Raw genomic sequence first — 16,568 nt, 5'->3', positions numbered from 1 at the left:
GGCGGTCAGACCCGGTCCCAGTCGAAGCGTGCCTTGTTGCCGGTGCCGAATACCTTGAGCGCGCCTTGCTCGCCCACGGCGTTGGGTCGATTGAAGATCCAGTTCTGCCAGGCGGTGAGCCGGCCGAAGATGCGTGTTTCCATGGTCTCGCGCGGGCCGAAGCGCAGGTTGGCTTCCAGGCCGGTGAGGGCGTCGGGGGAGAGGCTCGCGCGTTCCTCCAGCGCGATRCGGATCTCGTCTTCCCAGTCGATGTCGTCCGGCGCGGCCGTCACCAGCCCCAGCGCCTCGGCCTGCGCGCCGTCCAGCGGCTGGCCGACTTGAGCGCTCACGGCCTCGATGGCGGCGGTGTCTTCATAGAAGCGCGCGGCGAGCCGCGAGAGGCCGTTCGGCATCGGATATCGCCCGAAATTGGCGTCATGGGCGACCAGGCGCGGGGCGGTGTCGGGATCATCCGGCAGTTGGAGCATGTAGCTGCGGTCGGCGGCCAGCGCCAGTTCGAGCAGCGTGCCGGCGAAGCAGGAGGTCGGCTCGATCAGCGCGAACAGGCTGCGCGACGAGACGTCCAGCCGCGCCAGCGTCCGGCGCAGCATGCCGATGGTCTCGCGCACGAACCAGTGGCTGGCGTGGGCCTCCATCAGCGTATCGGCGGCCAGCACCTCGGCCGCATCGCCCTCGGTCTTGAGGATCCACATGCCGATGTCGAGATGATTGGTGCGCAGCGTGAGGATGGCGTCATCGAGTTCGCGCGCCATCTTGAGCGGCCACCACTGGGCGCCGGCGGCCAGGATGGCGTCGAGGTCGCGCGGCTGGTCGGCGGCGGGTGCCGAGACCGTCAGCGTGGCGCGGCGCGCCGTGGTGTCGATTTCCACGCGCACGGTGTCGTAGCGGTAGCCATCGGCGTTGTCTTGTCGGTCGAGGGGCGTCAGCGTCACGCCCTKGGCGTCGGCGGGGCGGTCGCTCTGGGCGGCCAGCGCCTGCGCCCGCTCGCGCACGTGTTCGGCGAAGCGCGCGGGTTTGACGACATCGTCCACCAGCTTCCAGTCCTTGGCGCGCTGGCCGCGCACGCCCTCGGTGGTCAGGCAAAAGATGTCGGCGTGGTCGCGGCGCACGCGGCGCTTGTCGGTCACGCGCGTCAGGCCGCCGGTGCCGGGCAGCACGCCCAGCAGCGGTACTTCGGGCAGGCTGACCGCGGAGGAGCGGTCATCCACCAGCAGGATTTCGTCGCAGGCCAGCGCCAGTTCGTACCCGCCGCCGGCCGTGGTGCCGTTGCAGGCGGCGATGAACTTGATGCCGGAATGGCGGCTGGCATCCTCGATGCCGTTGCGCGTCTCGTTGGTGAACTTGCAGAAGTTCACCTTCCAGGCGTGGCTGGACTTGCCGAGCATGAAGATATTGGCGCCCGAGCAGAAAATGCGGTCGCGGGCGCTGGTCAGCACCACGGTGCGCACTTCGGGATGCTCGAAGCGGATGCGCTGCAGGGCGTCGTGCAGTTCGATATCGACGCCAAGATCGTAGGAATTCAGCTTCAGCGCGTAGCCGGGCCGCAGGCCACCTTCCTCGTCCACGTTCATGGACAGTGTGGCGACGGGACCGTCGAAGGTCAGCAGCCAGTGGCGATACTGGGACGGATGGCGCGTAAACGTAACGGGGGCCGGGACCGACATGGGGCGTGTCTCCTTGATGCACTATAGTGCCTTCATCTTTGAGATGAAATATAGTGCATCGACGGAGGCGATGCAAGGCCCGATGCAGACCGGCTGGCTTGTCGACGTTCAGCCGATAGCGGGCATCTGCGCGCGCAGGGCCTGAAGTGAGCTGTTGGCGTCCTGGCCGCTGGTGTCGATCGACACATCGGCGCGCGAGTAGAGCGGCGTGCGCGCCTGGAGGATGCGGCGCAGGTCGGTCATGGCCTCGCGGTTGCCTTCCATCGGCCGCATATCGCCCTGCGCCACCACGCGCGCCATATGTTCCTCGGGCGAGGTGCGCACCCAGACCGTGTAGCAGCGCGCCAGCAGCAGGTTGAAGGTGGCCGGCTCGGAGACCAGGCTGCCCGGCGTAGCCAGCACCATCGTGTCGTGCTCGCGCAGCACACGCTCCAGCGCGCGCATTTCGTAGCGACGGTAGGCGGCCTGGCCGTAGAGCGAGTGGATTTCGGAGAGGCTCGCGCCGGCTTCCTGCTCGATCGCTGTGTTCAGTTCGACGAAGGGGATGCCCTCGGCCGCCGCCAGCGCCCGGCCCAGCGTGGATTTGCCGGCGCCGCGCAGGCCGATCAACGCGATGCGGCGATGCCGCGCATCGCGCGATTCCGCCGGGGACAAGGCGTGGCGGGCCGCTTCGCGCACGCGGGCGAGGTCGCCGGCAGGCAGTTGCGCCAGCCATTGCACGAGCTGCGAGAACTCGGCGGCGCGCTGGCTGCCGGGCTGCTCCGCGCCGCCCGCCGGATCGGCGTGGCCATCCACCTCAGCCAGGACCACGGGCAGCGGCACGTCCAGCGCGCCGGCCACGTGGCGCAGCAGCAGTACCGAGGCGTTGCCGGTGCCGGTTTCCAGATTGGCGAGGTAGCGTTCGGACACCCCCGCGCCACGCGCGAGGTCCTTGCGGGACATGCCGCGTGCCGCGCGCAGCGAGCGGATGCGCTCCCCGAGGTGCGTCAGATAGGGATCGCGCTCCGCGGCCCGGTTGTCGGCATTCGCTTCGGCATTCAGTGACGGTTCGGGGTCGCGACGCATGGGAAAAAGTTCGGGATGAGGCCAGCCAGGGCGGCATTATACGTGCGACAAAGTGCCGGTCGGCGGGTGCTGCATACTGTTATATAGTGCATACCCTCGCTTGCATAATAGTCGATGTGAAATAAAATGCATCGACATCGGCGGCRAAGACTGCCGGTCACGAGACAGCCAGAACAAGACCATCGCTGTAGCCGATCCCGCCGCACCCGTCGAGCCATCGCCGGGGCGGCCAGAGGAGTGGAGACATGACGCCCCCGACCCCCAGCGCCGAGACGGTCGTCGCCGCGCTGCCCGCCCGTTACAACGCGGCCGATGACCTGTTGTCGCGCCACCTCGCCGCTGGCCGTGGCGCCAAGGTGGCCTATATCGACGATACCGGCCCGACCACCTTTGCCGAACTCGACGCGCGCTGCCGCCGCTTTGCCGGCGCGCTGCGCCAGGCGGGCTTCCGGCGCGAGGAGCGCGTGCTGCTCTGCGCGCTCGACACCATCGATTTCCCGACCGTGTTCCTCGGTTGCCTGCTGGCAGGCGTGGTGCCGGTGGCGGTGAACACGCTGCTGACCGTGGACGACTACGCCTACATGCTCGACCACAGCGGCGCGCGGGCGGTGGTGGTGTCCGCGCCGCTGCTCGGCACGATGCAGGCGGCCATCGACAAGGCGGGCATCCACGTCGATGTGATCATTGCTGCACCTTATGTCGAGAGCACCGGCTTGCCGACCGTGGCCGCCATGCTGGATAGCGCGCCGCCGCTGACGGAAGCCCTCGCCACCGGCCCGGACGACATGGCGTTCTGGCTCTATTCCTCCGGCTCCACGGGCCGCCCGAAGGGCACGGTGCACACGCACGGCAACCTGTTCCACACCGCCGACCTCTACGCGCGGCAGGTGCTCGGCCTGCGCGAGGACGACGTGGTCTTCTCGGCCGCCAAGCTGTTCTTCGCCTACGGGCTGGGCAATGCGTTGACGTTTCCGCTGTCGGTGGGCGCCACGACCGTGCTGATGGCCGAGCGGCCCACGCCGCAGGCGGTGTTCCAACGCCTGGCCACGCACCGTCCTACCGTTTTCTGCGGTGTGCCGACGCTGTTCGCCGGCCTGCTCGCCGCGCCGGACCTGCCGCCGCGTGATGCCGTGGCGCTGCGCGTCTGCACCTCCGCCGGGGAGGCGCTGCCGCGTGACATCGGCGACCGCTTCCTGGCCCACTTCGGCTGCGACATCCTCGACGGCATCGGCTCCACCGAGATGCTCCACATCTTCCTGTCGAACCAGCCCGGCAGGGTCCGCTACGGCACCACCGGCCTGCCGGTGCCCGGCTACGAACTGAAGCTGCTCGACGAGCGCGGCGAGCCCTGCGCGGCGGGCGAAATCGGCGACCTCTATATAAAAGGGCCCTCGGCGGCGCTGATGTACTGGTGCAATCGCGAAAAGAGCCGCGACACCTTCGTCGGCGCCTGGACCCGCAGCGGCGACAAGTACCTGCGCGATGAAGCGGGCTACTACACCTACGCCGGCCGCAGCGACGACATGCTCAAGGTCGGCGGCATCTACGTCTCGCCGTTCGAGGTGGAGGCGGCGCTGGCCCAGCATCCGGCCGTGCTGGAAGCCGCCGTGATCGGCGTGGCCGATGCCGCCGAGCTGGTCAAGCCGAAGGCGTTCGTGGTGATGCGCCCCGGCCACCAGTGGCACGACGGCATGGCGGCCGAGCTGCAGGCCTTCGTCAAGTCGCGGCTGGCGCCCTACAAATATCCGCGCCAGATCGAGTGCGTGGACGAGTTGCCCAAGACCGCCACGGGCAAGATCCAGCGATTCCGGCTGCGCCAGCGCGAAGACGCCGCGCGGCACGCCTGAGGGGCCGCCATGGAGACTACCGTGGACACCGCGCTGGTCAAGGTGCCGTTCGACGGCCGCACACTCGACATCGAATACCAGTGGATAGCCGCGCGCCGGAAGCATCGGCCGCTCGTGGTCTTCCTGCATGAGGGCCTCGGCTCAGTCAGCATGTGGCGCGATTTTCCGCGCAAGCTGTGCGAGGCGGGCGATTTTCGCGGGCTGGTTTTCTCGCGCTACGGCTACGGCCGTTCCACACCGCGCCCGCCGGAGGAGCAGTGGGGCGTGGATTTCATGCACCGCCAGGCGCGCGAGGCGCTGCCGGCCCTGTTCGATGCCCTGGAGATCGGCCCCGGACGCCGCCACGGCAAGCCCTGGCTGCTGGGCCACAGCGACGGCGGCTCCATCGCCCTGATCCACGCGGCCAGCTTCCCGGACGATGTGGATGGCCTGACCGTGCTCGCCCCCCACATCATGGTGGAAGACATTTCGGTACACAGCATCGCCGCCACGCGCGAGACCTACCTCCACACCGACCTGCGCGCCCGGCTGGCGCGCCACCACGCCCACGTGGATTCCGCCTTCTGGGGCTGGAACGATATCTGGCTCAACGCYGATTTCCGCCACTGGGACCTGCGCCCGATGCTCGACCATATCCGCTGCCCGGTGCTGGCCGTGCAGGGCGAGGACGACGAGTACGGGACCATGGCGCAGATCGAGGGTATCCATCGATATGCCCCGCAGACCGTGCTGCTTAAACTCGCGCGCTGTGGACACTCGCCCCATCGCGACCAGGCGGGGGCGTTGACGGCGGCCTCGGCGGCGTTTATAACGGCACATACTTCAACCTTAAAATAATTCGACCCCGGGGAGGAAGCACCCATGCAACGCACCGCATTGCGCAGGCCGCTGTTTACATCGCTCGTCACCTCGATTTCCGCCACGCTGCTGGTCGCCGGGGGCAGCGCGCTGGCGCAGTCAGCCCAGCCGGCACAGCCGGCCCCGGGCGGCAAGATCAAGGTGGGCTTCATGCTCCCGTACACCGGCACCTATGCGGCGCTGGGCTCGGCCATCGAGAACGGGTTCCGCATGTACGTGCAGCAGCAGGGCGGCAAGCTGGGCGGGCGCGACATCGAATATTTCAAGGTGGATGACGAATCGGACCCGGCCAAGGCCCCCGAGAACGCCACCAAGCTGATCAAGCGGGATCAGGTCGACGTGGTGGTGGGCACGGTGCATTCGGGCGTGCAGATGGGCATCGTCAAGGTGGCCAAGGAAAACAACACGCTGCTGATCATTCCGAACGCCGGCGCCGACGAGGCCACCGGGCCGCTGTGCGGGGCCAATATTTTCCGTTCCTCGTTCTCGAACTGGCAGCCCGGCTATGCCATGGGGCAGGTGCTGGCCGAGCGCGGCATGAAGAAGGTGGTGACGCTGACGTGGAAATACGCGGCGGGCGAGCAGTCCGTGAAGGGCTTCAAGGAAGCCTTCGAGGCCAAGGGCGGCAAGGTCGTGAAGGAGTTGAGCCTGCCGTTCCCGAACGTGGAGTTCCAGGCGCTGATCACCGAGGTGGCCTCGCTCAAGCCGGACGCCGTGTTCGTGTTCTTCGCCGGCGGCGGGGCGGTCAAGTTCGTCAAGGACTGGCAGGCGGCCGGGCTCAAGGACAAGATTCCSCTGTACGGCTCCGGCTTCCTGACCGATGGCACGCTGGAGGCCCAGGGCACGGCGGCRCAGGGGCTGGAAACCACGCTGCACTATGCCGATGGCCTGACCAACGCCCGCGACAAGACCTTCCGCACCGACTACGCCAAGACCTACAAGCTCCAGCCGGATGTGTACGCGGTGCAGGGCTACGACGCCGCGCAGCTGCTGGCCGCCGGCGCCAATGCCGTGAAGGGCGATATGTCGCGCAAGCCGGACGTCATCAAGGCCATGGAAGCCGCCAAGGTCGACAGCCCGCGCGGCGTGTTCACGCTCTCCAAGGCCCACAACCCAGTGCAGGACTTCTACCTGCGCAAGGTGGACGGCCGCGAGAACAAGGTCAGCGGCGTGGCGGTGAAGGCCCTGGCCGACCCGGCGCGCGGCTGCCGCCTGTAAGGCGCCGGCGCACCGCCGGCGTGAATCGAGACTGGCCCCAGCATGGACATCGTTTCCTTCCTCATCCAGTGCCTGAACAGCGTGCAGTACGGGCTGCTGCTGTTCCTGGTCGCCAGCGGGCTGACGCTGATCTTCGGCATCATGGGCGTGATCAACCTCGCCCATGGCAGCTTCTACATGCTGGGCGCCTACCTGGCGTTCACGCTGGCCAGTCTCACCGGCAACCTGTTYATCGCGCTGCCGCTCGGCATCGTGCTGGCCGTGGCGTTCGGCTACGTGCTCGAATGGGCGTTCTTCAGCTACCTCTACCAGCGCGACCACCTGCAGCAGGTGCTGATGACCTACGGCCTGATCCTCGTGTTCGAGGAGCTGCGCAGCATCCTGGTAGGCGATGACGTSCACGGCGTGACGATTCCCGGCCTGCTCGACGGCGCGCTGCCGATCGGCAACGACATGACCTATCCGGTCTACCGGCTGTTCATCTCGGCCGTCTGCCTGCTGGTGGCGGGGGCGATGTACTGGGTCATCCGCCGCACCCGGCTGGGCATGATGATCCGCGCCGGGGCCACCAACCGCGAGATGGTGCAGTCGCTCGGCATCAACGTGAACGTGCTGTACCGGCTGGTGTTTGCGCTGGGCGTGGCGCTGGCGGTGCTGGCGGGGATGATTGCCGCGCCGGTGTCGTCGGTCTACCCGGGCATGGGCGGGCAGGTGCTGATTGTCTGCTTCGTGGTGGTGGTGATTGGCGGGATCGGGTCGGTCAAGGGGGCGCTGGTGGCCTCGCTGCTGCTCGGCTTCGTCGATACCTTCGGCAAGGTGTTCTGGCAGGACGCCGCCGGCGTGCTGATCTACGTCTTGATGGCCTTGATCCTGCTGTGGAAGCCCCAGGGGCTGTTCCGGGCCGGCTGACCTGCGTGCTCCATCGATGAAACCGACTCTCTCCGCTCCCCCGCTGCAAGACGTGCGCCGGCCGCTTTGGCTGGCGGCGCTGGGCTGGCTCGTGGCGCTCGCCGTGCTGGCCGTGGCGCCGCTGCTGCTGACCGCCGACAGCCACAAGTTCTATATCGAGCTGCTGAGCAAGGTGATGATCATGGCGATCTTCGCGCTCTCGCTCCAGYTGCTGATTGGCTACACCGGGCTGGTGAGCCTGGGCCATGCCGCCTACTTCGCCGTGGCGGCCTATGCCACGGCCATGCTCGCGCCCGAGGGCGGGGCCGGCAACGGCTGGCTGCTGCTGCTGGGCGCGCTGGGCGCTGCGGGGGCGCTGGCGCTGGTGGTGGGGGCGCTGGTGCTGCGTACGCGCGGCGTGTACTTCATCATGGTTACGCTGGCCTTCGCCCAGATGGTCTATTTCGTGTTCCACGATACGAAGATCGCCGGCGGCAGCGATGGCACCTATATCTACTTCCGGCCCGAATTCAGCCTGCTGCGGGACCGGCCGCTGACCGTCAACGACCCGGTGAACTTCTACTGGCTGGTGCTGGTGGCGCTGGTGCTGACGGTGGTGGCGCTGGCGGTGCTGCTGCGCTCGCGCTTCGGCCACGCGCTGGTCGGCATCCGTCATAACGAGCAGCGCATGCGGGCGGCCGGCTATGCCACCTATCGCTACCAGCTCGGCGCGTTCGTGGCCGGTGGCGTGTTCGCGGGGCTGGCGGGCTATCTCTACGCCATCCAGTTCGGCTTCGTGAACCCGGAAATCGCCTCGTGGCACCAGTCGGGCAATGCCATGCTGATGGTGATCCTGGGCGGCGTGGGCAGCCTGGCCGGCGCGGTGCTGGGCGCGTTCTCGTTCGTGCTGCTGGCCGAATGGTTCAGCACGCTGACCAAGCACTGGCAACTGCTGATGGGCGGCTTCATCATCGTGGCCGTGGCGTTGCTGCCGCGCGGGCTGGTCAGCGTGCCGGCCGTGCTGCGCCAGCGTTCGCCGCGCCGGCGCGGCAATGGTGGGGCGGCAGGCGAGGCCGCTGCTGACAGCCACGCGCGCAGCCGGGAGGCCGTATGACGGAAGCCATCCCCGTGTTGCAGGCCGAAGGGCTGACGCGCCGCTTCGGCGGGCTGACCGCCGTGGACAGCGTGAACCTGACGCTGCGCCTGCACGAGATCCACGCGGTCATCGGCACCAACGGCGCCGGCAAATCCACCCTGATCAACATGYTGTCCGGCGAACTGCCGCCGTCCACCGGCCGCCTGCGGCTGCAGGGCGAGGACGTGACCGGCTGGAGCCAGCCCCGGCTGGCGCGGCAGGGCATCGGCCGCAGCTACCAGCGCAACAACATCTTCCTGCCGCTGACCGTGCGCGAGAACTGCCGGCTGGCGGCGCAATCACGCGCGCAGCGGGCCTGGCGGCTGTGGGAGCCGGCGCAGGCCTGCCGCACCAGCCGCGCGCTGGCCGACGAAGCCATGGAGCGCGCCGGCCTGGCCGCGCACGCCGGGCGTCTCGCCAGCGAACTCGCCCACGGCCAGAAGCGCCAGCTCGAAGTGGCGATGTGCCTGGCCACGCAGCCCGTGGCGCTGCTGCTGGACGAGCCGCTGGCCGGCATGGGCGCCGAGGAATCCGCGCGGATGCTGGACCTGCTGCGCGGCCTGCGCGACGGCCACGCGATCCTGCTGGTCGAGCACGATATGGAGGCGGTCTTCGCCGTAGCCGACCGCATCACGGTGATGGTCAACGGCGCGGTCATCGCCACCGGCGATCCGGCCGCGATCCGGGCCAACGAGGCGGTGCAGCTGGCCTACCTCGGGGAAGAAGAAGGGGCCCACGCATGAGCGCGGCATCGCCGGACATCATCGACGCCATCGGCGTGAACGCCTGGTACGGCTCCAGCCATGTGCTGCGCGGGGTGGACTTCCACGTCGGCGCAGGCGAGACCGTGGGCCTGCTGGGCCGCAACGGCATGGGCAAGAGCACGCTGCTGCGGACCCTGCTGGGCCATGTGCGCCAGCGGGAGGGCGATATCCGCGTGGCGGGCCGGGATGTGTCCCGCGCCCAGCCGCACGAGGTGGCGCGGCTCGGCATCGCCTACGTCCCCGAAGGGCGTGGCATTTTTCCGAATCTGTCGGTCCGGGAAAATTTGTTGATGGCGGCGCGGGCGGGTTGCCATGGCCGCAAGGACTGGGACGAGGCGCGCGTGCTGGACCTGTTCCCCCGGCTCAAGGAGCGGCTGTCCCATGGCGGGCAGCAGTTGTCGGGCGGGGAGCAGCAGATGCTGTCCATCGGCAGGGCGCTGATGACCAACCCGGACTGTCTGGTGCTCGACGAAGCCACCGAGGGTCTGGCGCCGAAAATCGTGCGGGAGATCTGGCACGTGATCGAGACGGTGCGGGCCACCGGCATCGCCTCGGTGGTGGTGGACCGCAACTACCGCGCCGTGCTGGCCCATGCGGACCGCGTGGTGGTGCTGGAGAAGGGGCAGGTGGTACTGGCCGGCCCCGCCGCCGATCTGGCCGCCGCGCCGGCTGCGCTCGACCGCTACCTCGGCGTTTGAACCGTCCTGCATCAAGTAACGCATCGATCTCTTTTGTGGTCGTGCCGCAACGGTGGTGCGCGGTGCGGCGCACCCTTCGGGGGCCAATCCGCCCGAATCCGCCTTGACCCGCCGCCGCTTCTTTCCCATCCTTGATCGGTCACCGAGCCCGCGATGGGCATCTTCCACAGTGGTCGTATTAGTTCACTTCATCTAGAATGCGCCCGTTTGTGCAATGCAATAGAGGCCACTAAGCCCCCGAGCGGCCGGAGCCGCTTGCGTGAGAGAACCCGTGCCCAGAACGTCACATTGTCTGGGGTGCCATCCATGGCCGGGGAGGCGCAAGCCGGTCCACCAGACCCAAAWCMATGACTCAATCCGCAACCAGTCACTATTTCGTCGAGAGTCCGAGTACCCGGGCCCTCGTCATCGCCGCTATCGGCGTCGTCTTCGGCGACATCGGCACCAGCCCGCTCTACGCCCTCAAGGAGTGCTTCAGCAAGGAGCACGGCATTCCGTTCACGCCGGACGCCGCGCTAGGCATCATCTCGCTGCTGTTCTGGGCGATGATCATCGTGGTGTCGCTGAAGTACGTGGTCTTCGTGATGCGTGCGGACAACGATGGCGAAGGCGGCGTGCTGGCGCTGATGGCGCTGGTGCTACGCACCGCCACGCCGCGCTCGCGCAAGGCCCGCATGCTGATGATGATGGGCATCTTCGGCGCGTGCATGTTCTACGGGGATGCGGTCATCACGCCGGCCATCTCGGTGCTCTCGGCGGTGGAGGGCCTGGAGATTGCCGCGCCGCAGCTATCGCACTTCGTGATCCCGATCACGCTGGTGATCCTGACCATCCTGTTCCTGATCCAGCGGCACGGCACCGCCACCGTGGGCAAGTTCTTCGGCCCRATCATGACGATCTGGTTCATCACGCTCGGCGCGCTGGGTATCTACAACCTGATCCAGGCGCCCGGCATCCTGGCGGCGGTGAACCCGCTCTATGGCGTCAATTTCCTGATCGACCACTCGCTGCAGGCGTTCATCGTGCTGGGCGCGGTGTTCCTGGTGCTGACCGGGGCGGAGGCGCTCTACGTRGATATGGGCCACTTCGGCGCGCGGCCGATCCGCATCGGCTGGTTCATCCTGGTCATGCCGTGCCTGATGCTGAACTACTTCGGCCAGGGCGCGATGCTGCTCCAGAACCCGGCCGCCGCCGTCAACCCGTTCTACCTGATGGTGCCGGAGCCGCTGCTGATTCCGATGGTGCTGCTCTCGACCTGCGCCACCGTGATTGCCTCGCAGGCGGTGATCTCCGGCGCGTTCTCGCTGACCAGCCAGGCGATCCAGCTCGGCTTCGTGCCGCGCATGCGCATCCGCTACACCTCGGCGGCCGAGATCGGCCAGATCTACCTGCCGGTGATCAACTGGATCCTGCTGGTGCTGGTGATTGCCGTGGTGATCTCGTTCAAGAAATCGGAAAACCTGGCCGCGGCCTACGGCATTGCCGTGACCACGACGATGCTGATCACCTCGTTCCTGGCCGCCTTCATGATGCGCAGCGTCTGGAAGTGGAACCCGGTGCTGGTGGCCCTGCTGGCCGGTGGCTTCCTGCTGGTGGACCTGACCTTCTTCGCGGCCAACCTGCTCAAGGTGGCCGAGGGCGGCTGGTTCCCGCTGCTGATGGGCAGCGTGGCGTTTTTCCTGCTGATGACGTGGTACAGCGGCCGCAAGCTGCTGCGCGCGCGCAGCCTGGAGGACGGCATTCCGCTGGAGCCGTTCATCGCCGGCCTGCTGGCGCACCCGCCGCACCGCGTGGAGGGCACGGCCGTGTTCCTGACCGGCAATACCGAGTCGGTGCCGGTGTCCCTGCTGCACAACCTCAAGCACAACCGGGTGCTGCACGAGCGCGTGGTGTTCCTGAGCTTTGTCACGCGGGACATCCCGTTCGTGGATGACGACCATCGCCTGACCTGCAAGGATCTCGGCGGCGGCGTGTTCATCCTCAAGTCCGAATACGGCTTCAAGGAGACCCCGGACGTGCAGCGCGTGCTGGACCTCGCGCAGCGCAAGCTGGGCATGTCCTTCGAGCTGATGGAGACGTCGTTCTTCATCGCCCGCGAGTCGGTCATTCCGTCCAAACTGCCGGGTATGTCGATGTGGCGGGAAAGTCTCTTCGCGTGGATGCATCAGAACGGCGCCAAGCCGTCTGACTTCTTCTCGATCCCGGCGAACCGGGTGGTGGAGTTGGGGACCAAGGTCGAAATCTGACCGCTCCGGGGCGGCGCTTCGCCTATACATGAGAACCCGGCCAGCGGAGTAGGGCCCGCTGGCCGGGTTTCTTTTTGCCCCCGGGAGCCTCTCATGTTCAGATTCTGCACGGTACGCAGCTGGCGCCGGATGGCGGTCGCCATCGGCCTGATGACGGGCGTCGGCCAGTTCGCCAGCGCGGGCACGCCAGTGCCCAACCCCTTCCTGGCCGCCCCCACCTACGCCATCACCCATTTCGATTCGTCCCAGAGCGACACCTTCCCCTATGCGGTGACCGGCGGCTCGCGCMCCGTGGCGCCACCGCCGCCGTTGCAGCTTTCCCAGGCGACGAACGGGCCGGTCAACATCATGACCTTCGCGTCGACATCGCCCAACTACATGTGGGGCGTGTCGCCGACGGGCGTGACCTATATCTCGGTGGCCAACGACGCCTTCACGCCCGTGGCGCGGGCGCTCCTGCCGGGCGCGACGGCCACGTTGCAGACCAGCTTGCTCGGCCTGCTGACCAATCCGATCGGCACCATCGCCCAGGCCCAGGCCATCGTGGCGCAGTTGCTGCCCACCGGCGGCATCCCCAGCGCCTACGGCGTGGTGGACAACAACAACGTCCTCTATATCAATAGCGGCAACCAGATCCTGGCCCTCGCGCTGAACGTGCCGGCCGTGCCGCTGCTGGGAATCAGCGTGGTGCGGTCGCTGAACGCCACCACSTTCCTCCAGCCCGGCGAGAACCTGGCCGGCGTGGTGATGACCTATGACGGCAAGCTGGTGGTGCTGGGCACGCGGTCCGTGTCGATTGTCGACCGGTCGTTCACGGGGCCGGCGCATACGGTCACGCTCGGCGCGGACGAGAGCGTCAGCAATTCCGCCGCCGTCGACGAGAACAATGGGATTTATGTCGTTTCCGACAAGATCTTGAGAAAACTCGTCTGGACCGGCAGCGCGCTGTCCCAGAACGCGGCGGACGGCGCGTGGAGCAGCGCCTATCCCAGCGGCGACACCTTCCCGACCATCTTCGGCTCAGGCTCGGGCAGCACGCCGACCCTGATGGGCTTCGGCACCGATCCCGACAAACTCGTGGTCATCACCGACGGCCTCACACGCATGAGCCTGCTGGCGTTCTGGCGCGACCAGATTCCCGCCGGCTTCACCAACCGCCTGGCGGGGCAGATCCAGGTGAATTGCGGCTTGCCGGCCGGGTACGCCATCCAGACCGACCAGTCGGTCGCGGTGAACGGTTACGGCGCCTTCGTCGTCAATAACGTGTCTGCGGCGGACGGCAGTACCGGAAGCGGGACGAGTGCGATYGTGGATGGACTGATCCGGGGGCCGCTGCTGCCGTCGCCGATTGGCGTCGAGCGCTTCGCGTGGAACCCGCTGACCCATGCGTGGGCCTCGAGCTGGGCGCGCAGCGACATTTCGTCGAACTCGATGGTGCCCGCCATCAGCGCGGGCTCGAACCTCGTGTTCACGAACGGCTACTACCAGAACGGCTGGGGATGGGTGGTGACGGGGCTGGACTGGAATACCGGCGCCACCGTGCACCAGACCATCCTCGGAACCGGGATCTGGGGCAACGGYTTCTACGCGGTGATGCAGTTCCTGCCGGATGGCGACCTGCTGTTCAACAGCATCATCGGACCCACGCGGGTCCAGCAGCCCAGCGGGATCATCAATCCGCTGTGAGGGGGGGGCGGGGCGGCCGGCCCGGTGTGTGGGGTGGCCGCCCGGGTGGATCAGCGCTTGAGCTTGGCGAAGGCTGCCGCCATGGCGCCGGCCACTTCGGGTTCGCGCTTGCCGCCGCCGAACCCCTTGCCGCCACCACCGCCACCGCCATGGCCACCGTGGCGCTGGCCGCCGCGGTGATCGCTCCGTTCGCCACCGGCGCGGGGCGCGGCCTGGCCCGGCTCGTCGTCCATACGCATGGTCAGGCCGATGCGGTTGCGCTTGACGTCCACCTCCATCACCTTGACCTTGACGATCTGGCCGGCCTTGACCACCTCGTGCGCGTCYTTCACGAATTTGGTGGAAAGCGCCGAGATGTGGACCAGCCCGTCCTGGTGCACGCCGATGTCCACGAAGGCGCCGAAGGCGGCCACGTTGGTCACCACGCCTTCGAGCACCATGCCCGGCTGGAGGTGCTTGATGTCCTCCACGCCGTCCTGGAACGTCGCGGTCTTGAACTCGGGACGCGGGTCGCGGCCCGGCTTCTCGAGTTCGGTCAGGATGTCRCGCACCGTCGGCAGGCCGAAGGTCTCGTCGGTGAACTGCTGGGCGGTCACGCCGCGCAGCGCGTCGCGGTTGCCCATCACGTCGGGCAGGCCCTTCTTGATGTGATCCAGAATGCGCTGCACCACCGGATACGCCTCCGGGTGGACCGACGAGCGGTCCAGCGGGTTGTCGCCCGTGTTGATGCGCAGGAAGCCGGCGGCCTGCTCGAACGTCTTGTCGCCCAGGCGCGGCACCTTCTTGAGCGCATCGCGGTTCGGGAACGCGCCGTTGGCATCGCGGAATTCGACGATATTGCGCGCCAGCACCGTGTTCAGGCCCGACACGCGGGCCAGCAGCGGGGCCGAGGCGGTGTTCACGTCCACGCCCACGGCGTTCACGCAGTCTTCCACCACGGCGTCCAGCGCGCGTGCCAGCTCGCGCTGGTTCACATCGTGCTGGTACTGGCCCACGCCAATCGACTTCGGATCGATCTTCACGAGTTCGGCCAGCGGGTCCTGCAGGCGGCGGGCGATCGACACCGCGCCGCGCAGCGACACGTCAAGCTCCGGGAATTCCTTGGCGGCCAGCTCGGAAGCCGAGTAGACCGAGGCGCCGGCCTCGCTGACCACGATCTTGGTCAGCTTCAGTTCCGGGGCGCGCTTCATCAGGTCCTGCACCAGCTTGTCGGTCTCGCGGCTGGCCGTGCCGTTGCCGATGGAGGCCAGCGCCACGTTGTGCTGTTTCGCTAGGCGGGCCAGCGTGGCCAGCGAGCCTTCCCAGTCGCGGCGGGGCTCGTGCGGGTAGATCGTGGCGGTGTCCAGCAGCTTGCCGGTATGGTCGACCACGGCGATCTTGCAGCCGGTGCGGATGCCCGGGTCGATGCCCATCACCGACTTCGGGCCGGCCGGCGCGGCCAGCAGCAGCTCATGCAGATTGCGGCCGAAGATCTTGATGGCCTCGTTCTCGGCGGTTTCGCGCAGTTGCGTCAGCAGTTCGGTCTCGATATGCGGCTGCACCTTCACGCGCCAGCACCAGCGGCACACGTCGCCCAGCCACTTGTCKGCCGGACGGTTCCGGTTCTCGATGCCCACATGGCGCGCGATCATGCCTTCGCACGGGTGCGGCACCATCGCGTCCTGTTCCTCGCCCAGGCCCAGCTTCACCATCAGCACGCCCGCGTTGCGGCCGCGGAACAGCGCCAGCGCCCGGTGCGACGGCACGGTGCGGATGGTCTCGCTATAGGCGTAGTAATCGCGGAATTTCTCCTCCTCGGCGCCTTCCTTGCCTTCCATCACCGTGGAGGCGACCACGCCGTGGTTCCACAGGTGCTCGCGCAGCTTGCCTAGCAATTCAGCGGTTTCGCCGAACTGTTCGGAGAGGATGTCGCGCGCGCCGTCCAGCGCGGCCTTGACGTCGGGCACGCCGCCGTCGGCGGTGGGGTTGCCGTTGACGAACTTGGCGGCCTCGGCCTGCGGGTCCAGCGTGGGATCGGCCAGCAGCGCCTGGGCCAGCGGCTCCAGGCCGCATTCGCGGGCGATCTGGGCGCGCGTGCGGCGCTTGGGCTTGTACGGCAGRTACAGGTCTTCCAGCGTCTGCTTGGTGTCGGCGGCCTCGATGGCGGCGCGCAACGCGTCGGTCATCTTGCCCTGTTCCTCGATCGACGCCAGGATCGTCGCGCGGCGGTCCTCCATGTCGCGCAGGTACAGCAGGCGCTCCTCGAGGTTACGCAGCTGCGTATCGTCCAGGTTGTCAGTCACTTCCTTGCGGTAGCGGGCGATGAACGGCACGGTGGCGCCTTCGTCCAGCAGCGCGACGGCTGCCGCCACCTGGCGCGGTTGCACGGACAGTTCTGCCGCGATGAGCGACACAATCTTTTGCGAGACGGAAGCAGGCAAGTTGGACATCGGGAAACTAGTCGGTCGAAAGCGGGGCATTTTGCCACAAGCGCACGGCGCTGCCGGTGACGGGAAGACG

General features: G+C 67.6%; 12 protein-coding genes. 9 read left to right on the top strand and 3 right to left on the bottom strand.

The window, feature by feature from the left end:
- Nucleotides 1–5 precede the first annotated feature (5 nt).
- Both boxC and AB4Z27_RS10440 read right to left on the bottom strand, forming a co-directional pair.
- Nucleotides 6–1,664, bottom strand: a complete 1,659-nt coding sequence (gene boxC, locus AB4Z27_RS10445) for a 2,3-epoxybenzoyl-CoA dihydrolase (protein ID WP_441644429.1) — start codon at nucleotides 1,662–1,664, stop codon at nucleotides 6–8.
- A gap of 108 nt (nucleotides 1,665–1,772) precedes the next feature.
- Nucleotides 1,773–2,729 (bottom strand): helix-turn-helix transcriptional regulator, encoded by a 957-nt coding sequence (locus AB4Z27_RS10440; protein ID WP_441591151.1) that lies wholly within the window; start codon nucleotides 2,727–2,729, stop codon nucleotides 1,773–1,775.
- Nucleotides 2,730–2,974: 245 nt separating this feature from the next.
- On the opposite strand from AB4Z27_RS10440, the gene AB4Z27_RS10435 reads away from it, so the two are divergent.
- From AB4Z27_RS10435 to AB4Z27_RS10395, 9 genes are all read left to right on the top strand, one after another.
- On the top strand, nucleotides 2,975–4,576 hold the full coding sequence (locus AB4Z27_RS10435) for a benzoate-CoA ligase family protein (protein ID WP_092292900.1): 1,602 nt from the start codon (nucleotides 2,975–2,977) through the stop codon (nucleotides 4,574–4,576).
- Nucleotides 4,577–4,585: 9 nt separating this feature from the next.
- A complete protein-coding gene (locus AB4Z27_RS10430; RefSeq protein WP_092292902.1) occupies nucleotides 4,586–5,413 on the top strand; it encodes an alpha/beta fold hydrolase in 828 nt (275 codons plus the stop codon).
- Nucleotides 5,414–5,437: 24 nt separating this feature from the next.
- A complete protein-coding gene (locus tag AB4Z27_RS10425; RefSeq protein ID WP_092292904.1) occupies nucleotides 5,438–6,652 on the top strand; it encodes an ABC transporter substrate-binding protein in 1,215 nt (404 codons plus the stop codon).
- 42 nt (nucleotides 6,653–6,694) lie between these two features.
- A complete protein-coding gene (locus tag AB4Z27_RS10420; RefSeq protein ID WP_092292907.1) occupies nucleotides 6,695–7,561 on the top strand; it encodes a branched-chain amino acid ABC transporter permease in 867 nt (288 codons plus the stop codon).
- A 16-nt stretch (nucleotides 7,562–7,577) separates the two neighbouring features.
- Nucleotides 7,578–8,654, top strand: a complete 1,077-nt coding sequence (locus AB4Z27_RS10415; protein ID WP_092292909.1) for a branched-chain amino acid ABC transporter permease — start codon at nucleotides 7,578–7,580, stop codon at nucleotides 8,652–8,654.
- On the top strand, nucleotides 8,651–9,418 hold the full coding sequence (locus tag AB4Z27_RS10410; protein WP_092292911.1) for an ABC transporter ATP-binding protein: 768 nt from the start codon (nucleotides 8,651–8,653) through the stop codon (nucleotides 9,416–9,418). Before AB4Z27_RS10415 ends, AB4Z27_RS10410 begins: the two co-directional genes overlap by 4 nt.
- On the top strand, nucleotides 9,415–10,137 hold the full coding sequence (locus AB4Z27_RS10405; protein WP_441591149.1) for a branched-chain amino acid ABC transporter ATP-binding protein: 723 nt from the start codon (nucleotides 9,415–9,417) through the stop codon (nucleotides 10,135–10,137). Before AB4Z27_RS10410 ends, AB4Z27_RS10405 begins: the two co-directional genes overlap by 4 nt.
- A 347-nt stretch (nucleotides 10,138–10,484) precedes the next feature.
- Nucleotides 10,485–12,383 (top strand): potassium transporter Kup, encoded by a 1,899-nt coding sequence (locus AB4Z27_RS10400; protein ID WP_092292915.1) that lies wholly within the window; start codon nucleotides 10,485–10,487, stop codon nucleotides 12,381–12,383.
- Between the two features lie 93 nt (nucleotides 12,384–12,476).
- Nucleotides 12,477–14,069, top strand: a complete 1,593-nt coding sequence (locus AB4Z27_RS10395; RefSeq protein WP_441644428.1) for a hypothetical protein — start codon at nucleotides 12,477–12,479, stop codon at nucleotides 14,067–14,069.
- Between the two features lie 50 nt (nucleotides 14,070–14,119).
- Here the strand turns inward: AB4Z27_RS10395 and AB4Z27_RS10390 are convergent, their stop codons facing one another.
- Nucleotides 14,120–16,498, bottom strand: coding sequence for a Tex family protein (locus AB4Z27_RS10390; RefSeq protein WP_092292919.1), 2,379 nt, complete (start codon nucleotides 16,496–16,498; stop codon nucleotides 14,120–14,122).
- Between the last annotated feature and the right edge of the window lie 70 nt (nucleotides 16,499–16,568).

The organism is Cupriavidus sp. KB_39, from assembly GCF_052114485.1.
In the GTDB taxonomy this organism is placed as follows: domain Bacteria; phylum Pseudomonadota; class Gammaproteobacteria; order Burkholderiales; family Burkholderiaceae; genus Cupriavidus.
Note: the sequence above shows the minus strand (reverse complement) of the source record. Positions and strands in the feature narration are given on the sequence as shown.